General features: G+C 59.4%; 19 protein-coding genes and 2 pseudogenes. 7 read left to right on the forward strand and 14 right to left on the reverse strand.

Features of this window, described 5'->3' with window-relative positions:
* Positions 1–25: 25 nt before the first annotated feature.
* A complete protein-coding gene (locus AD670_RS28490; protein ID WP_053140009.1) occupies positions 26–334 on the reverse strand; it encodes a PepSY domain-containing protein in 309 nt (102 codons plus the stop codon).
* Between the two features lie 100 nt (positions 335–434).
* Positions 435–1,562, reverse strand: coding sequence for a glycerophosphodiester phosphodiesterase family protein (locus tag AD670_RS28495; protein ID WP_053140011.1), 1,128 nt, complete (start codon positions 1,560–1,562; stop codon positions 435–437).
* Between the two features lie 232 nt (positions 1,563–1,794).
* On the opposite strand from AD670_RS28495, the gene AD670_RS28500 reads away from it, so the two are divergent.
* Positions 1,795–2,118 carry a DUF2025 family protein gene (locus AD670_RS28500; protein WP_027605634.1) on the forward strand — a complete coding sequence of 108 codons (324 nt, stop codon included), beginning with the start codon at positions 1,795–1,797 and terminating at the stop codon, positions 2,116–2,118.
* A 105-nt stretch (positions 2,119–2,223) separates the two neighbouring features.
* On the opposite strand, the gene AD670_RS28505 is transcribed toward AD670_RS28500, so the two are convergent.
* Positions 2,224–2,547 carry an antibiotic biosynthesis monooxygenase gene (locus tag AD670_RS28505; RefSeq protein ID WP_053140013.1) on the reverse strand — a complete coding sequence of 108 codons (324 nt, stop codon included), beginning with the start codon at positions 2,545–2,547 and terminating at the stop codon, positions 2,224–2,226.
* A complete protein-coding gene (locus AD670_RS28510; RefSeq protein WP_053140014.1) occupies positions 2,544–3,251 on the reverse strand; it encodes a CTP synthase in 708 nt (235 codons plus the stop codon). The genes AD670_RS28505 and AD670_RS28510 overlap by 4 nt, the downstream gene beginning before the upstream one ends.
* A gap of 80 nt (positions 3,252–3,331) precedes the next feature.
* Here AD670_RS28510 and AD670_RS28515 point away from each other — a divergent pair, with 80 nt between their 5' ends.
* On the forward strand, positions 3,332–4,213 hold the full coding sequence (locus AD670_RS28515) for a LysR family transcriptional regulator (RefSeq protein WP_053140015.1): 882 nt from the start codon (positions 3,332–3,334) through the stop codon (positions 4,211–4,213).
* Between the two features lie 57 nt (positions 4,214–4,270).
* Here AD670_RS28515 and AD670_RS28520 read toward each other — a convergent pair whose 3' ends face one another.
* The 5 genes and pseudogenes from AD670_RS28520 to AD670_RS28535 all read right to left on the reverse strand — a co-directional run bounded on the left by AD670_RS28520 (position 4,271) and on the right by AD670_RS28535 (position 8,337).
* Complete coding sequence (locus AD670_RS28520) at positions 4,271–4,792, reverse strand: DUF1003 domain-containing protein (protein WP_053140016.1); 522 nt, start codon at positions 4,790–4,792, stop codon at positions 4,271–4,273.
* 84 nt (positions 4,793–4,876) lie between these two features.
* Positions 4,877–5,356, reverse strand: a complete 480-nt coding sequence (locus AD670_RS32415; RefSeq protein ID WP_371263206.1) for a methyl-accepting chemotaxis protein — start codon at positions 5,354–5,356, stop codon at positions 4,877–4,879.
* Between the two features lie 69 nt (positions 5,357–5,425).
* A pseudogene (locus tag AD670_RS32420) lies at positions 5,426–6,196 on the reverse strand (PAS domain-containing protein); the annotation flags it as partial.
* Positions 6,197–6,461: 265 nt separating this feature from the next.
* Positions 6,462–7,520: a diguanylate cyclase gene (locus AD670_RS28530; protein WP_053140018.1), complete on the reverse strand. Its 1,059-nt coding sequence runs from the start codon at positions 7,518–7,520 to the stop codon at positions 6,462–6,464.
* 190 nt (positions 7,521–7,710) lie between these two features.
* A complete protein-coding gene (locus tag AD670_RS28535; protein WP_053140019.1) occupies positions 7,711–8,337 on the reverse strand; it encodes a TetR/AcrR family transcriptional regulator in 627 nt (208 codons plus the stop codon).
* Positions 8,338–8,460: 123 nt separating this feature from the next.
* Here AD670_RS28535 and AD670_RS28540 point away from each other — a divergent pair, with 123 nt between their 5' ends.
* The 4 genes from AD670_RS28540 (at position 8,461) to AD670_RS28555 (ending at position 12,657) form a co-directional block, all read left to right on the forward strand.
* Positions 8,461–9,519, forward strand: coding sequence for an MBL fold metallo-hydrolase (locus AD670_RS28540; protein ID WP_053140020.1), 1,059 nt, complete (start codon positions 8,461–8,463; stop codon positions 9,517–9,519).
* A gap of 108 nt (positions 9,520–9,627) precedes the next feature.
* Positions 9,628–10,413, forward strand: a complete 786-nt coding sequence (locus tag AD670_RS28545) for a hypothetical protein (RefSeq protein ID WP_053140022.1) — start codon at positions 9,628–9,630, stop codon at positions 10,411–10,413.
* Positions 10,414–10,514: 101 nt separating this feature from the next.
* Complete coding sequence (locus AD670_RS28550; RefSeq protein WP_053140023.1) at positions 10,515–12,020, forward strand: amidase family protein; 1,506 nt, start codon at positions 10,515–10,517, stop codon at positions 12,018–12,020.
* A gap of 79 nt (positions 12,021–12,099) precedes the next feature.
* Positions 12,100–12,657 carry an AAA family ATPase gene (locus AD670_RS28555; protein ID WP_053140025.1) on the forward strand — a complete coding sequence of 186 codons (558 nt, stop codon included), beginning with the start codon at positions 12,100–12,102 and terminating at the stop codon, positions 12,655–12,657.
* Here the strand turns inward: AD670_RS28555 and AD670_RS31270 are convergent.
* Positions 12,587–12,967, reverse strand: coding sequence for a helix-turn-helix transcriptional regulator (locus tag AD670_RS31270; RefSeq protein ID WP_082341064.1), 381 nt, complete (start codon positions 12,965–12,967; stop codon positions 12,587–12,589). The two genes, AD670_RS28555 and AD670_RS31270, sit on opposite strands and share 71 nt — an antisense overlap.
* Positions 12,968–13,061: 94 nt before the next feature.
* The gene (locus AD670_RS28560; RefSeq protein ID WP_053140026.1) at positions 13,062–14,009 is read right to left on the reverse strand and encodes a hypothetical protein; all 948 of its coding nucleotides are present in this window, start codon (positions 14,007–14,009) and stop codon (positions 13,062–13,064) included.
* A 68-nt stretch (positions 14,010–14,077) separates the two neighbouring features.
* Here AD670_RS28560 and AD670_RS28565 point away from each other — a divergent pair.
* A pseudogene (locus tag AD670_RS28565) lies at positions 14,078–14,323 on the forward strand (LysR substrate-binding domain-containing protein); the annotation flags it as partial.
* 114 nt (positions 14,324–14,437) lie between these two features.
* On the opposite strand, the gene AD670_RS28570 reads toward AD670_RS28565, so the two are convergent.
* The 3 genes from AD670_RS28570 to AD670_RS28580 all read right to left on the reverse strand — a co-directional run bounded on the left by AD670_RS28570 (position 14,438) and on the right by AD670_RS28580 (position 16,504).
* Entirely contained in the window at positions 14,438–15,085 is a 648-nt protein-coding gene (locus AD670_RS28570; protein WP_053140030.1) for an HAD-IB family hydrolase, read from the reverse strand.
* A 72-nt stretch (positions 15,086–15,157) separates the two neighbouring features.
* Entirely contained in the window at positions 15,158–15,874 is a 717-nt protein-coding gene (locus tag AD670_RS28575; protein WP_053140031.1) for an HNH endonuclease, read from the reverse strand.
* A 99-nt stretch (positions 15,875–15,973) separates the two neighbouring features.
* On the reverse strand, positions 15,974–16,504 hold the full coding sequence (locus AD670_RS28580; RefSeq protein WP_371263207.1) for a Bro-N domain-containing protein: 531 nt from the start codon (positions 16,502–16,504) through the stop codon (positions 15,974–15,976).
* Positions 16,505–16,575: the final 71 nt, after the last annotated feature.

Raw genomic sequence — 16,575 nt, forward strand, 5'->3', positions numbered from 1 at the left:
CGCGGTTTCAGGTGACGGGGGTCACTCAGGTGTCGAGTTTGTCTTCCAGTACGGCGCCAGTTTTGGCGTCGAGTTTGACTTCAAACTTCTTGCCGGCGGTGTCGGTCAGCTCGACTTCGTAGACCAGTACGCCGCTGTTGTTGTGGTCCAGTTCGGTGTCGTTGATCGTGGCACCGGCGTGCTTGGCCACGGCAGCGGCGTTGAGCTTGTCGAAAGGCATCACCGCGCCGGACTTGAGCAGGCCTTCGATGTGGTCCGGGCGAACATCAGCCTGGGCCAGGCCGGCGGTCAGGGTCAGGGCGGTGGCAGCGAACAGGGCAGTCAGGGTTTTCATAGTGTGTGTCCTTTTTCGGTGAGCTGTTTAAGTGGCGCCAGATTAACCGGCGCAACTTAATTCATCCTTAATGGCGCACTGACACCAATGCCCGAGGCTCTCAGTACTTATAGTCGTTCAGCAGGTCTTGCACGCTGGACGACGGCCAGCGCTTGTAGAACTTCAACAGTTCGGCGGCGCGGTTGGTGAAGATGCCGTCGACGCCGGCTTTCATCACTTTGTCGAAGTCGACCGGCTCGTCCACGGTGTAGACGTGCACCAGCAGGCCTTTGTCGTGGGTCAGCTTGTTCATCTCAGGCTTTACCAGGTCCGAATAGCTTTGGTCACCGTGGTCGGTCAGCTCAGCCGAAGGACCGGTGCCGATGGCGCCGAGGCTCTTGGCTTCGTCGACCCATTTTTCGAACTCGGCGGCGTCTTTCGGCTCTTGCTTGGCGTAGTAGGCGGCCTTGGTCGGTTCGCCGGACTCGGCGAAGGTCTGCGTGGATTTCGGCTCGATGCTGCCTGGGCCGACCCACAACAGCAGGATCTTCGGGGTGTTCGGCATTTCTTTCTGCAGCTCTTTCAAGCTGTCTTTTTCAAACGTCTGCAGCACCACGCGGCCCTTGCCCTGGCCGACACCGGTGTTGCTCTTGCCCAGCTTGGAGCCGGCGGAGCTGAGCCAGCCCTTGTCCAGCAGCTTGTTTTTCAGGTCGGCTTCGATGCCCGGGAATTGCTTGGGCTCCTTGGTCTCGATGTACAGGCCGGGTTTGTGCTGCGGGTTGCCTTCGGCGATCTTGATGATGTCGTCCAGGCTCAGGATCTTCAGGCCAACGAAACCTGGACGCGCGCGGTCCGGGTAGGCGGCGTTGAACCAGCTGCCGGCGTCGAGGGTTTGCAGTTCTTTCCAGGTGAACTCGTTGGCCGGGGCGTCTTTGCGCTCGGGGAACTTGGTGGCCACGTCGGTGGTGCGCTGCAGGTTGTTGTCGTGCAGGGCAAACAGTACGCCGTCCTTGCTGCGCTGCAGGTCCATTTCCAGATAGTCGGCACCCAGGTCGCGCGCGACTTTGTAGGCGGCGGCGGTGGATTCCGGCGCGTCGTAGGACGCGCCACGGTGAGCGATCACGGCGGGGTAGGGAATGCCTTCGTTTGTCGCCAATTCAGCCGGGCTGATCGGTTCGGCCGCCTGTGCCTGGCCGAGGCCAAGCGCCAGGGCGAGCAGCAGGGCGCTCTTGGAAAACGTGACAGGCATATGCGAAGTCCTTTCGTGGAGGTAGCTTTGAGAAGGCCTCCTTTTTAACAATTGATTGCGAAAGGCGCTATCACCAAACCGACATTAACGTGCGCACGCGCCAATTTTGTCGGTTTTTTTGCGCTGCATTGCAGTACTCTTGCTCGCAGCCGTCCCGTTAGAGGACGGTACTTTCCGCCACGCGTGTAAACCATCTTTCCAGTCCCTGTGGGACTTTTCAGTGAGGTTTACCATGCGCATCACCTCCGAGCTTATCTGCCAGGCCGCCGACCAACTCCACGGTTTTGTTGGCCTCAACCGCAAGACCGGCCAGTACATCGTGCGTTTCAGCGAAGACTCCTTCGGCATGGACGTGGCTGACGACGGCATCATCCCCACCGCTGAATTTGTCTGGCTGCCGGCCCCCGAGCAGACCATGACCTTGTCCCGCGAGCGTATCCAGTTGCTGCTCGACCAGAATATCGACGACCGCATCAATATCAGCGAGCCGCTGCGGGTGTATATGAAACGGGTGGAGATTCCGCAGATCAGCGCGTTGCGCAGTCTGGTGAGCTAGACGGCATAGGCGGTAAGCGAGCCTTGCGTAGCAGGCTGGTTTTCTGTGGTGTGCGGGCTTGTTGTAGCAAGCAGGCTCGCCACAGAGAGCCGGGCGATACGAAGGTTAATGGCCTTGGAATGTGTAGGCCCGTTCCACCTTGCACACCCGTGTCTGAAACGCCGAGTACCAGGTGGCGCGTCCTTGTTCACGCACCGCCCGATGCTCGGCCTGCTGTTTCCAGGCTAGGATCGCTGCCTCGCTGCTCCAGTACGACACGGTAATTCCCAGGCCATCCTCCCGCGCCGATTCCACTCCGAGAAACCCTGGTTGTTCGTGCGCCAGCTCCAACATGCGGGCGGCGGCCTGGCCGTAGCCTTGATCACCCTCGGTGCGCAATGAGCTGAAAATTACCGCGTAGTAGGGTGGGGCGGGTGTCTTGGCGATCATGCCGAGCACTCCTGGCAAGCCTTGAGCAGGGCCAGTGCCAGCGGCGGGGTGATGCCCTTGAGCGCGGCGCGTTCGGGCTGGAACAGCGTGGCGACGAAGAACGGATGGTCAAGCAACTCCACCGCACGCAGGTCGCCGGCCGAATCATGCCCGCTGGCGATCAGTTCGCGTTCCAGCAAGGCCGCGGCGAACGCGGGGTTCATGCCGTAGCGGCAGCGATAGCCCTCCTCGATGTCCAAGCGGCCGTAGGCTTCGGCGATGCGCGTATAGGGTGCCAATCCCACGGTGTCGGTGGCTTCTACCAGGGAGCAGCTTAGGGGAATGATCACCGCGCGCTTTGCATCCGGCGCCAGTTCGCCGTGTTCCGCGTCGGCCCAGCCAAGCACATTGCGGGCGTATTCCAGCACCGCGTGTTGAAAACCGCCGCAGGTGCCGAGGAAAGGTCGCCGTTGTTCGCGGGCAAAACGTATCGCCCGCAGTGCGCCGTCAGTGTCGCGGTAGGGGCTGGCGGGCACGCACCAGAAACCGTCGAAGCCGTGCAGTTCAGTGGCCGGTGTGAGGGTGTCGGTGTCCAGCCATTGCGGGTGAACCTTCAGGCCCAGCGCTTCGGCAGCCAATTGCAATGCAACGGGAATGGCCTGGTGCGCAATGACATCGGGGTTGTAATCGCCGATCAGGGCAAGGTGCAAGGTGGTGGCTTTCATCGTGGGCATCCCATGGCTTGTAGTGTCCTGATGCACATAATAGATTGGCGCCCACGCAATCAATATTGGCGTTTGCCCACATGTTCAATGCAGCCACGCACTATCAAATCGATTACCCCGACTTGTCGCTGATCCTCGCCCTGGTGCGTGGCGGCACTCTGGCGCGGGCGGCGGCGTTGTTGCGGGTGGATGTGTCCACGGTATTTCGCGCGGTGCGTAGGCTTGAGGCCGCAGTGGGCCAGACGCTGTTTGAAAAAAGCCGCGCCGGCTACCTGCCCACCAGCCTGGCGAGCAACCTCGCGCAGCAGGCTGAACGTGCCGAGCAGGCGCTGGAAGCGGCGCGAATCGGCGTGGAGCAGGGCGGCGAGGTGATCAGCGGCACGGTGCGCCTGACCTGTACTGACTCGGTGCTGCAAGGGCTGTTGTTGCCGGCGCTGGCGCAGTTCATGCCGGACTACCCGGCGTTGACCCTGGAGCTGAGCACTTCCAATGACTTCGCCAACCTGAGCCGTCGCGATGCCGACATCGCCCTGCGCCTGACCAAGGCACCGCCGGAGCATCTTGTTGGCCGTTGCCTGGGGGCCGTGACGTATCAGGTGTGTGCCAGCGCTACGTATGCGCATCAGCACGCCGGTCGCACACTGGCAGACCTCGCCTGGATCGCGCCGGATGACTTCCTGCCCGATCACCCCACGGTGGCGTGGCGCCGCGAACACCTGCCCGGTGTGCGCCCCAGTTACCGTTGCAACAGCATGCTGTCGGTCACCGAACTGGTGCGGGCCGGTTTGGGCGTAGCGGCGCTGCCGGATTTTCTACTGGATGACCGCTTGCAGCCGCTGGGCCCCGCATTGGCGGCGCACGATACGGCGTTATGGCTGTTGACGCGTCCCGATTGCCGGGCGTTGCGCTCGGTGGTGACGCTGTTTGATGAGCTGGGACGGCATGTGCAGATGAAACCCTGACACAGCATAGAACCAGTGTGGGAAGGAGCTGACCCCTCCCACATGGAATTCGCGTTGTTATTGAGGTTTTCGCACGTAATGCTCATGCATTTCGCACGTCAGGGTTTCGATGTGTTCGGTCAGTTGCTTGGTCATTTCCGTGAGCCGGGTGTTTTGCTCCAGCAATTCCAGCAGCTGTTTAGTGGTCTGCGCGGCCTGGGCCTGGCGTTCGGTATTGGCGATGGCCAGCGCTTCGCGGTGTTGCGCATCGGCGTCGGACTGGGCTTTGTCGCGAGCTGCCTGGCGCGTCTGGGCGAGCAGGATCAGCGGCGCGGCATAGGCTGATTGCAGGCTGAAGGCCAGGTTGAGCAGGATGAACGGGTACACGTCGAAGTGGGTGATACCGGTGACGTTGAGCACCACCCACAAGATCACGATCGCGGTTTGCGCACCGAGGAAGGTCGGTGTACCAAAGAAGCGCGCAAAAGCCTCGGCCTTGAGGGCAAAGGTGTCGTTGCCAAAGGTCGGCGCCAGGTGGGCATGGCGCCGGTGAAAGCGCAGGTGGTCGACGGGCGCGGTATCGGGCTTGTCTGGTGTCATGGTGGTCTCGGGTCATCAGCGTTAAGACAGTGAATCACTATAGTCCTGGCGACCTGTCTTACACATGAATAACCCGGGGCCTACTTAGTGGACGCCACGCTCATTGGCAAACGCACTCACCGCGTGCACCGCCTCGCTGGTGCCTTCACGAATCTGCAGGATCACCGTACCGGCCTGGTTGGCCAATTCCACACCCTGGGCGGCGCGGTCGCGGGTCGCGTCCATGCTGTCGATGGCTTGGCGGGTTTCAGCCTGGATCACCGCGATCATGCTGGAGATCTCCGTGGTGGAACCGCTGGTGCGCGCCGCCAGCTGCCGCACTTCATCGGCCACCACGGCAAATCCACGGCCTTGTTCACCTGCGCGCGCCGCTTCGATAGCGGCGTTGAGTGCCAGTAGGTTGGTCTGGTCGGCAATGCCACGAATGGTGTTGACGATGGTGGTGATCTGCTGCGAGCGCTCGCCCAGCTTGGCGATCAGTTGCGAGGAGTTGTCGATGTCCGAGGAAATTTCACGCATGCCGCTGGCTGTTTTCTGGATCACGTCGGCGCCTTTTTCCGCCATGTCCTGGGTGTGCAGGGACAGGTGATAGGCCTGGGCTGCACTCTGCGCGTCAGCGGCATGTTGTTGCACGCGTGCCGTGATGTCCGAGGCGAATTTCACCACTTTGCACAGGCGTCCGCTGGCGTCGTACACCGGGTTGTAGCTGGCTTCGAGCCACACGGGCTGGCCGTTTTTATCCACGCGTTCGAACTGGCCGCTGAACAATTCGCCCTGATTCAGGCGCCGCCAGAAGTCACTGTAGGCCGAGCTTGCGGCGGTCTCTGGTGTGCAGAACAGGCGGTGATGCTGGCCTTGGATCTGCGCCAGGCTGTAGCCCATGCGCTGCAGGAAGTTGGCGTTGGCGGTGATGATCGTGCCGTCGAGGTTGAACTCGATGACGGCCATTGCCCGGCCTATGGCTTCCAACTTGGCGTTGGCCTCGCTTTCGGCCTGCAGGCGCGGGGTGACGTCCAGGGCGTACTTCAACACTTTGATCACACGGCCTGTGTCATCACGCACCGGGGTGTAGCTGGCTTCCAGCCACACCGACTGACCGTCGCTGGCCACCCGTTCAAAGGTGCCGGACTGGAACTGGCCGTTTTGCAGGTTGGACCACAGCTGGTTGTACTCGGCGCTACGGGCAAAGGCGGGCGTGCAGAACATCCGGTGGGATTGGCCTTCGATCTGCTCGGCGCGGTAGCCCAGGGTATTGAGGAAGTTGTCATTGGCTCGCAGCACAACGCCTTGCGGATCAAATTCGATCACTGCCATGGAGCGCTCGATCGCGTCCAGCAGGCTGGCCTGGTGAGCCACGGTGTGTTGCAGGGTGTTGATGGTTTTCTTATGGGCGTTGAATAGCATGTTCGGGTGCTCGGGCAAGCATGCGTCGGGGGAGTATCCATGTATATGCGCCTGCCCCCGTAAGGCATTCGCCGTACGGTTGACGTGCTCATTGTCAGCCTCCTTGTGCTGACAGCGGGGGTGGAACAACGGGTTAAGAGTGATCAGCCTGACAAGAAGTTCGCCCTATGGGCAGGACCATTTTTGGGCAGGCGACCAATGGAGGCATTATGCTATCGCCTACGGCGTTGGAAGGAAGATTCAGACGAGAAGTTGTAAGACAACTTCAGGCGGAACAGGCGATCCGGTCGTCACTGACGCTGACCCGATTACGCCCGGTGTCCTTGGCCGCATAGAGCGCCCGGTCCGCCGCATTCAGCCACATGGCTGCGTCTGTGTAGCGCGGCTGGAAATCCGCCAAACCGATGCTCAGGCTGACGCGCAATTCCGGTATTTGCGGGGTGCGGTAATTGCCGAATGTTTCGCGCATCTGCTCCATGATCTGCGCCGCTTGCTCCAGGGGCATTTGCGGAAGAATCACACAGAACTCGTCGCCACCGTAACGCCCGGCCAGGTCGTTTTCCCGCAGGTTGCGTCGCAGTTCCAGGCTCAGTTGCCGCAGCACTGTGTCGCCGACGATATGGCCGTGGGTATCGTTGATCTGCTTGAAGTGGTCGATATCAATCAACGCGATGGTGGCGTGGCTTTGCTGCTGTTGGCACTTGTGGAACTTGAGGTGCAGCAGGTCTTTCCACGAGCCGTGGTTGAGCAGACCGGTAAGGCTGTCGGTGCGGCTCAGGGCACTGAGGGCGCGTTTATGTTCCGACAGTTTGATTGCCAGTTGATAACAGACCATGCCGATGGCCATGGGGTAGAGGGTCAGCATGGGCAGGCAGGTGTAGACCTGCAGCAGGCTGACCTCGGGGTTGAACTTGATGCCGAACAGCGCCCACGCCACGCCGACCCCTAGCCCTTGTGCGAGCAGGCCACGCAGGAACAGGCGCCTGCCGCCGGCGGCGACGTTGTTCATGGTCATCATCGACAGGATGGTCACGGCCGTCAGCGGCGTGAACTGCGCGGCGGCGGCCCAGAACCCGCCGAATACCGAGTCATACAAGAAGTTGCGCTGTTCAGCCTGGTAAGGGAACTGCGAGCGGGTGGATAACTGGTAAGCCAGGTGCGCCCAGGCAAATCCATTGAGCAGCAACAACGCCCAGACCCAGCCCGGCATGGCCAGGGGGTACAAGGCGCCGGTGACGCTGATGCTGCCGACACCCAGGCCGATGATCCTTGGCTGATAGATACGCCTGGCAAATGAGAGCCCTTTGCCTCGTCTGTTTTCCATAAATTCCTGGTTCAACTGTTTTTCACATATACGGCGGCTCGTGGCCACTGGATCACCCGTTGATCGGATAAGTCCTGTGAATATTGTCAGTTATTCGAGTAGGAATAATCAGTGGCCTTCCAGGCCATTTGCGCAAAACAGAGGGCGAATGCGTCAAAAGCGACCAGGAATGTCGCTCCTGCAATGGTTTTTACTGGGGGCGGGAGGCGCTGACTTCGTAGCCGGCAAGGAACAGGTCGATGGCTGACTCAATGACGCTGGCCTGGTGGGCGGCATCCAGGGTCGGCTGGCCCAACGTGATCTGCGGCCAGAATGCGAAGGCCTTGAGCAGGCTCTGGATCTGATGGGCGGCAAACGCCGGGTCGATGCAGGAGAGGCGGCCATCTTCCTGGGCGGCGCGTACCCACTGGGTAAAGCCTTCTTCGCGCTGGCTCAGGCGGGTGACCATGTCTTGCGCACGTTCCGGTGAATGGATGGTGGCCGCGATGGCGACCCGGGCGAGGTCGAGGAAGTTGGTGTCCGACATCATCTTCATCTTTGCCTCCAGCAACCCGCGTAACTGTTCACGCAACGGGCGGTCGCTGGCGTAGCTGACGTCGAGTTGGGCGACGCTGCTGGCCCAGAGCTGGTGGAGAATTTCGGCGAACAACTCTTCCTTGCTGGGAAAGTGGTTGTACACCGTGCGTTTGGAAACCCCGGCGGTGGCGGCGATCTTGTCCATGCTGGTGACCTCGAAACCGTTGGCCCGAAACTCGGCGATAGCCGCTGCTACGATGGCTTCGCGTTTGCGGTCGGTGAGGCGTTGAGGGGCAGTCATGGATGGCGTTCGGCTCTTGAGGGGAAATTACACTGGGTAGTTTACTTGCTGCGGATTTTGTTGCAATCTTGAAACTACACTGTGCAGTGTAACTTATGAGCGGACCGTAGGAGTCACTCTGTAATGGCCATCATTTCACCCCCTGTCGACCGCGCGCCTTCAGCGCGCAAGCCTGCCGAACGGGACAAGGCGCACTTCAGCAACGACGCCCCTGTGCAACACGGCGGGTTTGCCAAAACGTTGCGTATTTTCTGGAACATGCTGTTCAACAAGCCCCGCACCACGCGACCGGTGGGGGCTATCCCCGTGCAACCGCTGACCCGTGAACAACTGCTTGCAGCTCCTGACCACAGCGTCTTTCGTCTGGGGCATTCCACTGTCTTGCTGAAAATGCGCGGTAAATTCTGGCTGACCGACCCGGTGTTCGCCGAGCGCGCCTCGCCATTCAGTTGGGCCGGCCCCAAGCGTTTCCACCAGCCACCTATCAGTCTTGAAGAGCTGCCGCCCCTGGAGGCGGTGATTCTTTCCCACAACCACTACGACCATCTTGATCATAAGGCTGTCGTCCAATTGGCCGACAAGACCCGTTACTTTCTCGCGCCGCTTGGCGTGGGTGACATTCTGGTCAAGTGGGGCGTTGAGGCCAGCAAGGTTCGCCAGCTGGACTGGTGGCACGGCACCGAGGTGGAGGGTATTCGTTTCGTGGCCACACCCGCCCAGCATTTTTCCGGGCGGGGGCTGTTTGATGCCAACCAGACCCTATGGTGTTCCTGGGTGATGATCGACGGCGCGCGGCGGATCTTTTTCAGCGGCGACACTGGTTACTTCGATGGCTTCAAACGCATCGGCGAACAGTATGGCCCGTTCGATCTGACGTTGATGGAAACCGGTGCTTACAACGTTGACTGGCCCCATGTGCACATGCAGCCGGAGCAAACCCTGCAAGCGCATATTGACCTCAAGGGCCGCTGGCTGCTGCCGATCCACAACGGTACTTTCGACCTGGCGTTCCATGCCTGGCACGAACCCTTCGACCGCATCATGGCGCTGGCGTGGGAGCGCAACGTGTCGATTACCACACCGCCGATGGGTCAGGCGTTCAGTTTGAATCAGCCTGAGCGTGGGTATGCATGGTGGCTGGAAGTGGAAACCCAGCAAGCGCAAGAGCACCTCGTGAGCTGATGGCGCAGAGCCGCGGAGAAAAGGAGTTTGCAAGCTGTTTCCGCTCTGCGACAGGCTCTGGCGAAGGATGCGATGATCCCTGGATAGTGATTTCAGGGGGGCGTTCTGATGGAAAGCAAAAGCAGCAAATACTTGCGAACGGGGGCGGTTTGCCAGGTGGGCCAGCCTCTGTCTTCGCTCTTGGAGATGAACTGCCCGGAGCCAGCAGGCCACCGCCCCTGCTCCGATCAATCGCCCCCCCGCAGTATCGAGTTTGATGTCCATCCCCGCCTTCAAACCTATTCCAACGGTGGTGTCCTGATCCCCGGGTATAACGCACCGGCACTTCCCATAAAACCCATGCGTGATCCCTCGTTGACGCTGATTGCCTTGAGCGGTATCGAACCCCAGGCTCCGGTGATGGTGGAGGTGCCCATGGTGCAGAACAACAACCCCTTTAGCGTCACACAGACGCTGGCCGGCAGGCGCGTGGGTTATGCCGACCGATATGGACGTGGCGATGATCACGAACCGATTCAACACCGAGCGCCGTTTATGGCAGCACTGGATGTTCTTCGACGGGCGGGGGTGCAACTGTTGCCCGTGCCGGCACAACGTCTCGACAGAGACCTCACGCCCGACCTGCACAGTCAAAATGAAATCGATGGGCTTGTGAGTCGATATCGGCTGGATGCCTTGGTGTCGGACAGCGAAAGTGCGGCGTTCCATAGAGCGTGCTGGAGTGGTTACCCACGGTTTGGCGAGGCGCTCGATGAAGGCTCGACGTTGTGGTTCTACGGGGCGCGATGGTCGAAGGAATCGCTGGCGGCGCTGGTCCAGGGTTATCGCAATGCCAGTTCCCTGAGGAAGGCACAGCATGGGCTACCTGGGGTGTTGAACAATACTACGCGTTGAACTGCCGACGTCGTGCTGGAAGGGGGGAGGGAAGTTTTTAGACTGGCGCACCGCTCAATGGTGGTCCTTCGTCACTTCTTACTCTTCCCCCGAGGTGGTTCATGTTTGGTATTGGTTATGGTGTGAATGCGTTTGTCAGCCACGCGGCGTCTTGGATGGGGCGGCAGTTGACCGCCGACACCTCCAAACCGGTTCCGCCGGGAACGGAATATGCCAGTGTTCACGAGCTCAGTGAACAAATGGCCAGGCCAGGCGGGCTCACATCGGAAGATCTGGTCACCTTCCTGCAGGCGCGCATTCGCAAACGCGACCCTGGATTAAACGCCATCATCGAACTCAACCCTCAAGCGCTGGAGATTGCTCGCGAGCTGGATCGCGAACGCGCCAGCGGCAAGGTGCGAGGACCGCTGCACGGCATTCCCGTACTCATCAAGGACAATATCGAGACGGGCGACACCCAGCAAACCAGCGCAGGCGCCTTTGGATTGGTGGGGGCTGCGGCGATCAAGGACGCATTTATCGTCGAACGCCTGCGTGAGCAAGGCGCAGTGATCCTGGGTAAAACCAACCTGACCGAACTGGCCGGCTTTCGCGGCAGCCCCGACGGCTTCAGCCAGCGGGGCGGGCAAACGCGCAACCCCCATCACGCGGATGCACCGGTGGGAGGGTCAAGCTCGGGCTCAGCCGTCGCGGTCGCCGCTGGTTTGGCGCCCTTGGCCGTCGGCACCGAAACCAATGGCTCGATCATGGTCCCGGCGGCGTTTAACGGAGTGGTTGGTTTCAAGCCGAGCGTGGGTTTGTTGAGCCGCAGCGGCATCATTCCTGCCAGTCATCGACAGGACACGCCGGGGCCGATGACGCGCTCGGTGTTTGATGCCGCGTTGTTGCTCAACGCCATGTCGGGCAGCGATCCTCAGGATTCAGCCAATGTGGATGCTCCCAAGGGTATCGACTACACAGCGTTGCTCAAGCCTGGCGCCTTGAAGAATAAGCGTATTGGTTATCCCGCGACCTTTTCCGCGAATGGCGAAAACCTGCCGGTGGACAATAGCCCTCAATTTCAAAAAACGCTGGAAGTGCTTCGCGCACAAGGTGCAGTGCTGGTACCGGTGAACGTGCGGTTGGCGGATGCATCACGGTATGGCGAGCTATTGTTTGCTGATGTGAAGAGCGAGTTGAATGATTACCTGGGCAAGCGCGCAGGGTTGCCGGTCAAGTCAGTTTCCGAGTTGATCGCGTTCAATGAAAAGCGCGATGGCAGCGACACCGACCACCAGCCGCTGCTCAAGGAAATCGACGCATCCACCCTGACATCCGAGGAGCGCAACCCGCTATGGGGCGCGCTTATCGAGGATTTCCGCAGCACAGTGGATGAGCTGATTGACGGGGAAACACTTGATGCAGTGGTGTCGGATTTTGAAACGAACAGCTATTTCGCGGTCGCAGTAGCCGGTTATCCAGGGATCTCGGTACCTTCCGGCAAAGACGAGCGCGGCGTGCCGGGCAGTGCATACTTCTTTGGTGCCCGCTGGACCGAACCTACGCTGCTGGCCGTAGCCCATGGCTACGAGGAGGCCGCGAAGGCAGGTTCCAGGACCGGGCATTGAGCAATAGGCGGCTGTTGGCGTTTACAAACTCAAGGGCCGCCGCCTCCTGGATATACACTCACTGCCATGGAGGGAAGCCATGGCCTATAAAATTCATATCCTCGGTGCTGCTGGGGCAGGCACTAGCACCTTGGGCAGGGCCTTGGCAGAACGTCTGAACGTCGCTTACTTCGATGCCGACGACTTCTACTGGCAGCAAACCGAGGTTCCCTTCAGCGCTGCCCGGCCCAAGGATGAACGCATCCGCCAGCTGCAGGAACAGACCGCCGGACTGGAAGGCTGGGTGTTGTCCGGTTCACTGTGCGGCTGGGGCGACCCGATGATCGCGCAGTTCACCCACGTGGTGTTCCTGCGCCTCCACCCGCAGGTACGCCTGCAGCGCCTGCGCATGAGGGAAGTGCAACGCTACGGGGTTGAAATCCTGGAAGGTGGCAGCCGCTACGATAACAGCGTTGCCTTCCTGGCCTGGGCCGCACGTTACGACGACGGCAACCACAGCCTACGCAGCTTGCGTCGGCATGAAACCTGGTTGGCGGCGCTGGCCTGTCCGGTGATCCGGTTGGACTCTACGCACCATTCGGCTGAGGCGTTGGTGAATCAATTGATGCCACTGTTGAGCCCATCAGCCGCGAAATAATACTTGGGGCAGCGGGTTCGGTTGGGGAGGTGGTGAATCGCCGCACGCTCATGCCCCACCCCGGCGCAAACCCCGGGAAAAATACCAACCCTTCAGCCTCCAACCGAAACGCCAATGCCAGACGGGTTTCATCACCCACGTCGCCCTGGCTTTCAAACTGTTGGATGGCATCCACCGTCACACCCGCCTGGCGGGCCAGCTCTTCGCGGCTCCAGCCCAACATCGTGCGGGCCTGTACGCTGTGTTTGGCGGTGAATTGATGCAGGACGATCTGCTGTTCTACGAAAGAGCTCATTGCCAGAGAGGACATGGGGTTTCTCCAGGATTCGACGGGGGAGGGCAAACTATACTGTGTTTTTGTACAGTTGTTTTGACCGCTCATCAACTGGATTTTTATCGACCCGCTATTCCAACCCCGGCGCCTCACGAATGATCAGATGATCCAGGTTCTCGATATTCGCGCTGAACACCCCGAACGTCTGCTCGGGGTTCTTCTTGCTGGGCACCTGTTTCAATTCCGGCGTGACCCCATAGAAGAAACAATACAACGCCCGTTCACTGTCCGCCGCCGCCCTGATCTGCTCCAGGAACGCCTTGCGCTTGCGGTAGTTCTCGATGAGCTTTTTGCTCAGGTAGACGTTGACCGAGTAGGGCTTTTTGTCGAGCCATACTTTCTTTTCGAAGTCGATGCGAAAGCTGCTGGTGTAGTCCTTGATCGCTTTGATCTTGCCCCAGTAGATCAAACCCTTGTTGTCTTGCAGGTATTCGATCTTCTTGAAAAACGTCGAGTAAGTCGCGGTGTGCTCGCCGATCTTCAACGGCATGCTTTTGAGCTTTTCCTTGTCGTCGATGTTCGACACGTAACATTCCACCGGGTGGGCGAACACGCTGGTCTTGTCCGGGGTGGTGTCGCTCGAACTGACAGATTCGCCGCTGCGGCTTGAAGGTGTTTTCGCTGAATCTTGTGGGACCAATCCCTCGGTGCCGACCACCGCGGTTTTACGCTCGTACGTACGACGGGTCAGGACAAATTCCGATGGGAAATTGTCCTCACGCTCATCGTCGTTTTCGCCTGCTGCACCCTTGTGGAGGCTGGCATAGCGGCAGCCGTCGATATGCCGGGTGCTCGGTGTGTTTTTGAAGTGCGGGGTGCGCTGGTAGTTGACGTTCTTGGCGTTGAACGTGCTCAGCACATTGCCTGCTTCAAAGGCAGCGCGACAGGCATCGTTGGGACAGAGGAAACTGTCCTTGTCGGAGTCGAAGGTGTTGGTTTCGTCGAAATTCAGGTCTCGCACGTCATAGATCGACAGCTTGTCGTCGAGACTCAGGCTGTAGGCCGTGTCGAATTTCATGGGGCTCGGGTCCGTGAGAGGTTTCGCTATTAATAGCGGGAACCCACGTAAATATCAGCAAGAACCTGCAACCCGCCTCAGCCTCGCAGGTTGAAGCGGTCGCCATCCTTGTGCTGACCGGCCGGTTTATCGGCTTCCTGCCCGAGCACTACGCCGCATCGCTCGTAAGGGAAGGGCGCCTGCGCGCACTGTGCCCGGATCATGTTCACCTGAGCACCGCGTTCAACCTGATCCTGCGCCACAACGCGCCAAGAAGCCCGCTGGTAAAAGCCTTTGCCACTGCCCTGGGCGTAAATCTCAAAGCCACCACATAAACCACTCGCCGAACACAGATCAAGGGGCTGAAAAAGGTCAAATGTGGGAGGTGTCGAGCTTTAGCGAGGCTGCGATGGGATCACCTCGATCCCCCGCCAACCCCACCAGCCGCATCACCGCTGCAACCGAGCCCGCTTTTTCTTCTTCGCATGAAAATGCCGAAAATGCGCATCCTGTGCCGCCGCTAACAACTCCCGATCCCCACGCGTATCGCCCCAGGCCCGCAGCCGATACTCGCCCAAATCGCCATACACCGCTTCAAGCCGCAGCACCTTATTCTCACACCGGCAGTTATTCCCGGTGAGCTTGCCGGTCAACACCCCGTCGACCACCTCAAGCTCAGTGCCAATCAACTTGATCCCAAGCCGATCGGCAAACGGCTGCAGCACCAACGCCGGCGACGCCGAACACAGCGTCACCACCGCCCCCGAGCCCAGCTCCTGCTCCACCGACAGCACCCCGGCCGGACGCATCAACCGTGCCCAATTGCGCTGGCAATACTCCTCGGCCTTCTGCTGCACCCACGCCTTCTCCACCCCGGTCATAAAGGTGCGGATCAACTGCGCCTTCAACTCATCCCGGCTGATCTGCCGCACCAAAAAGCGCAGCCCAGGCACGGCCAGTTTGACCATCCGGCCATAAAACTCGCCGGTGCCAAAGGCAAACTTGAGGAAGGGCACGAAACTGTCGTGGTGGGTCAGGGTGCCGTCGAAGTCAAAGACGGAGAGTACTTTGGCATCCACAGGGCCGGCTTCGAGCATGTCTGGGTTCACGGGTTGGCCTCGGTCCTATCTAGTATTTTTTGAGCGTGCATCAGGTGTGACAGCAGGAGTCTACTCCCGTGCCAATCTTCCGACCTTGGCGTAAAGCCCCTCGGTGAAAGCCTCCCGGTCACTCGACCGGTGACAACGCTGATGGCAATTGGGGCACAAGGCTACAGCATTGGTGATGCGATCCGAACCCTTCTGGGCCAGGTGCTTGACGTGATGTACTTCAAGGAATGGCTGGCCATCGTCTAGATTAAACGGCGCAAACAACCCACAACCCTCGCAAATACCTGCCGCTTGCTGGCGTACCCAGGCCCGTACTTCCGGGTCGCGTACGTAGGATGTACTGGTTGTACTGACTTGTTGGGGGGCCGCGATGCCTTCGGGCTTGGTCTTGATAGGTTTGCTTTGAAGCTTTGCAGCACGCTGCTCCAGTAGCCCTTCATCAAACGTTGGGGCGTTGTCTTGAGATTCAACGATGCCCCGCTGCGCAAGTATCCGAATGATACGAGAGACGATTCCCGAGCCGACATTGTTTGCAGCTGTGTAACCAGCAATAGGTTTCTGATTCAGCGTCTCAAATACGGCAGAAATATTGCGCATACGATAGTCGACTGACGCAGATGACCTAGCGCTCAGCGCACCGACGCGTAAAAGCTCATGTTCGACTGATTTTTTATATGGCTGGCCAGCGTCCTCCAGCTTCAACATCCTGAGATAAGCATCAACGGAAGCTTCAAGCTCCTCATCGCTCCATCCGGTATTACCTTTTTGCGTATCCATACAGCCGCCGAGGGTAGAAAACCCTCGGACGATACTGAGTAGCCATTATTGCGTCTACGAAATTTCCTACGCATTGGTAGGATTCGGCGGTCGTCCGCCTTAGTAGATTCGCTGCTTCATTCGGAAAGGTTGAGTGACCTTGCGCCACCACGGAGTCCTTGCTGACTCTTTCCGATAGGTTCGATTGACCAATAGATATGGCATATCTCGAAGGCGAATCCAGCCTTCATCCTGCCAATGCAGCAGGTTCAGCGACATCTCCGGCCAGTCCAACATGCTCAGTAGCGGTCGCTCCACCGTCCGGGGCTGACGCTCGTCGCGCAAAGTCGGGACGACTTCATGAGTAAGCCAGCTCCGTAACAGTCTGTTTTCTGGAGCGTAGTGATAGACCAGCAGTGCATATGCACCGGACTCGCTGATCATCAGCATTTCTTCCGGTTGACCGTGGAACAGTAACTTCAGGTATTGCCGTTGATCGTCATCAAGTTTACGAGTCGTTCGATCATCCAAGCAGTAACCCATCAAGCGCCCGAGGTCGCGCGCGCAAAACCATGGTTGGTTTTCTAAAAGGAGGGCGTGTAGAGGAAGATGATGTCTGGTGAACACGACGGCAATAGACGGCTCAGGCATTACTGCATTCTTGGCCGCCGGTAAGTCGAGCAGATATTGGTTAGGCATTTCCTATGACCTCTACGTGATTT

This window comes from Pseudomonas sp. MIACH (assembly GCF_001269925.1).
Lineage (GTDB): Bacteria > Pseudomonadota > Gammaproteobacteria > Pseudomonadales > Pseudomonadaceae > Aquipseudomonas.